Source organism: Alteromonas alvinellae, from assembly GCF_902705805.1.
On record NZ_CACSIH010000179.1, the window covers coordinates 1 to 2,855 of the forward strand.

Here is a 2,855-nt window from a genome sequence, read left to right on the forward strand (position 1 = left end):
CAAATAAATGCGCACTTTTGACAATCAAAGCAATTTTAATTTTTAAAAACCAAAGATAGAGGTAATCATGAAAGCACTTGTTAAATCATTTGCAATATTTAGTGTACTGCTAAGCAGCGTGGCATTAGCACATGAGGCTATAGAAATTAAATCTAGCACACCAAGCAAAAATGCAATGCTGATGGAGGCCCCAATGGAACTATCAGTCAGCTTTACCAAGGGAGTTAGATTAATAAAAGTAGTTTTAAAAGATAGTGAAGGTGCAAAAGTTGATTTTGGCTTTGAACCTCCGAAAGAGGTTGCAACGGATTATTCTTGGACCTTACCTAAATTACGTCCAGGTTCATACAATGTTGAGTTCATCATGCTTGGCTCCGATGGGCACAAGATGAAAGATAGTTTTGGATTTATGGTGCACTAAAAAGGGGATTCAGCTGTGGAAATGTATATCTGGAACACTGTAATTGTAGTGACAAAGCTAATGTTTTATTTAGGTTTCGCGGCCACAGCTGGATATACATTTTTCTGGCGAGATATTAACGACAGTAGGACAAGTTATACAACGCCATCTTATAGCGCTGTATGGGTAAAGGTTTGTGTCTTTGTTGCGTTTATTTCTAATGCAGTGTGGTTTATCGCGAACACTGGAGCGATGGTAGAAGAGGGAATTCAAGGCGCACTTGACCCCTTTATGCTTAAGATAATGTTGAGTTCTCCTATCGGTGAAGTCACCTTGTATCGTGCGGGGGGGTTAGCCGTAGCTTTAATAACTATCTACTTATTGAAATTTAAACCTCTTAAACCTTTCCTAAGGTTAAAGTCTTGCTTACTTGTGCTGTGTCTATTCACTCTCTCGTACACATTTACTTTAACCGGCCACGTTTCTGAATTAGGAAGTATTGCTCGAATACTACTTATGGTTCACGTATTTGTTATGGCTTGGTGGTTTGGTGCATTGATTCCGTTAAAGCTCTCCTGCCATTACCAGAGCTACGAAAAGCTTTATAAATTAATGGATAGGTTTGGTACGCAGGCGGCCGTATTGGTTACCTTATTATTATCTGCAGGCATTTGGCTAGCTATTCAATTGGTAGGTAGTTTTGAAGGGTTATTTAGCTCCATATATGGGCAAACTCTTCTTGTTAAAATGTTCCTTGTAACTAGCATTCTAGCTATTGCTATACGGCACAAACTGAAATTAGTCCCAAAACTTAAAAGTGGCTCGGGAAGCGAAGCACTCTCAAAATCCATTTCATTAGAGTTAACAATAGCAGTTGCTATTTTAATCATTACTTCTGGGCTTACGAGTATTGTAGGTCCCGAAAGATAAAACTTAGAAGAGAAATTCAAATGAAAATTAAATTATTAGTCTTACTATTTATCATGCCCGTAATCATGAGTTTTGCTGCTAGTGCCCATGAAAAAGAACATCATGAGAAAGGTATGTTTAGTGGGTTAGATACGCCTGCAGCTAAAATAGTTATTGCATTCCATCACGCGCTTAATACGGGAGACAAAATCACTGCGAAGAGCCTACTGGCGGATGATGTGACTATTTATGAAGGAGGCGGAGTTGAGAGGAGCGCAGATGAATATGCTCAACATCATATGAATTCAGATATGGAATATCTATCGTCAGTGACAAATAAAGCGTTGGAGCATCAAGTCAAAGTTCTGGGCAACACAGCAATCTCCGCATCGCGGTTTCTGGTCAATGGGATGTTTAAGGGGGAAGAGAGAGACTACCAAAGTATGGAAACAATTGTCTTAATCAACACCGAAGGAGAGTGGAAAATCAAACATATTCATTGGTCAAATTGATTCGATTAACTACCCGAGAGAGCTCGTATGAAAAAATTTTTAATCATAATCATTTCGTCTTTGTTATCTTTTTTCACTTTCGCTCATGATAACAATGCAACTGATAAAGATCAGATAAAAGACATTATAAAGCAAATTGAATATGGCTGGGAGAATGGAGACGGTGCCCCCTTTAAAAAGCACTTTTTCGACTTTAAAGGCGCAAGATACTTTGAATCTGGCGGACAGAATGTAGGGTTAAGTGACTTGATAGAGCATCATGTTGAACCAGAAAAGGATGCCTTAGTTTTCTTAAGTTTAGATTTTTCTAACATTCAAACTCATGTAGAAGATGATTTTGCTTGGACACTCGTTGATACAACCGTTCAAGGAAAGGTTAGGAAGTCTGGAGAAACTTTCAACAAAACGGGGTTTCAAACCTTTCTTTTTAAAAAAGTTAACGGTGAGTGGCTGATAGTTCACACGCATTCCTCTAGTAGAAATCGTGCAAAAGACTAGCGAAATAAATGTATTGAAAGCTACTTTGGTAATATCAACGGTAGCTTTCCAGTTTGCTCAATATCAGAACCATCTCGGCTATCCTATTGTCAAAATGCCTTACACTTCATATTGGCACGAACTAAGCTTCCCGCCAGCCAATGAACCCTTATTATTCGTTTTTGCACAGATTTTTAATCAACATCGAATCCTTAAACACTTGTCCTCCCAACCTACATTTTGTTCCACATACGCTATTCTCAAAAGGTACAGAGAAATATGAAAATCGTTTATTTTGGAAACGACTTATTCTCGAATTGTTTGTTACTTCTAATTAAAAATAGATTGAACATTGAACGCGTTTTTATAAACGATGTTCAGGAAAATGCGAGCTTCATCAAACGAATTTGTCGTAAATACAATATTGTTTATTCCACTGAAAAACCAAGTATCGTGACTCTTAAAGGATATTTAAATGACGAACAGACAGTCTTTGTTGTAGCCGATTACGGATACAAAGTACCCACAAACGAAATAAAATATGCGATTAATATCCA

General features: G+C 37.8%; 4 protein-coding genes and 1 pseudogene. All 5 read left to right on the forward strand.

Features of this window, described 5'->3' with window-relative positions:
• The first annotated feature begins 67 nt into the window (after positions 1-67).
• On the forward strand, positions 68-421 hold the full coding sequence (locus tag ACX5KA_RS13100; RefSeq protein WP_012516900.1) for a copper resistance CopC family protein: 354 nt from the start codon (positions 68-70) through the stop codon (positions 419-421).
• A gap of 21 nt (positions 422-442) precedes the next feature.
• Entirely contained in the window at positions 443-1,330 is an 888-nt protein-coding gene (locus ACX5KA_RS13105; protein ID WP_203565510.1) for a copper resistance D family protein, read from the forward strand.
• A gap of 20 nt (positions 1,331-1,350) precedes the next feature.
• Positions 1,351-1,821, forward strand: a complete 471-nt coding sequence (locus ACX5KA_RS13110; protein WP_012516902.1) for a YybH family protein — start codon at positions 1,351-1,353, stop codon at positions 1,819-1,821.
• A 27-nt stretch (positions 1,822-1,848) separates the two neighbouring features.
• Positions 1,849-2,319, forward strand: a complete 471-nt coding sequence (locus ACX5KA_RS13115) for a YybH family protein (protein WP_015066037.1) — start codon at positions 1,849-1,851, stop codon at positions 2,317-2,319.
• A 258-nt stretch (positions 2,320-2,577) separates the two neighbouring features.
• Positions 2,578-2,855 (forward strand): annotated as a pseudogene (locus ACX5KA_RS13120) (formyltransferase family protein); the annotation flags it as partial.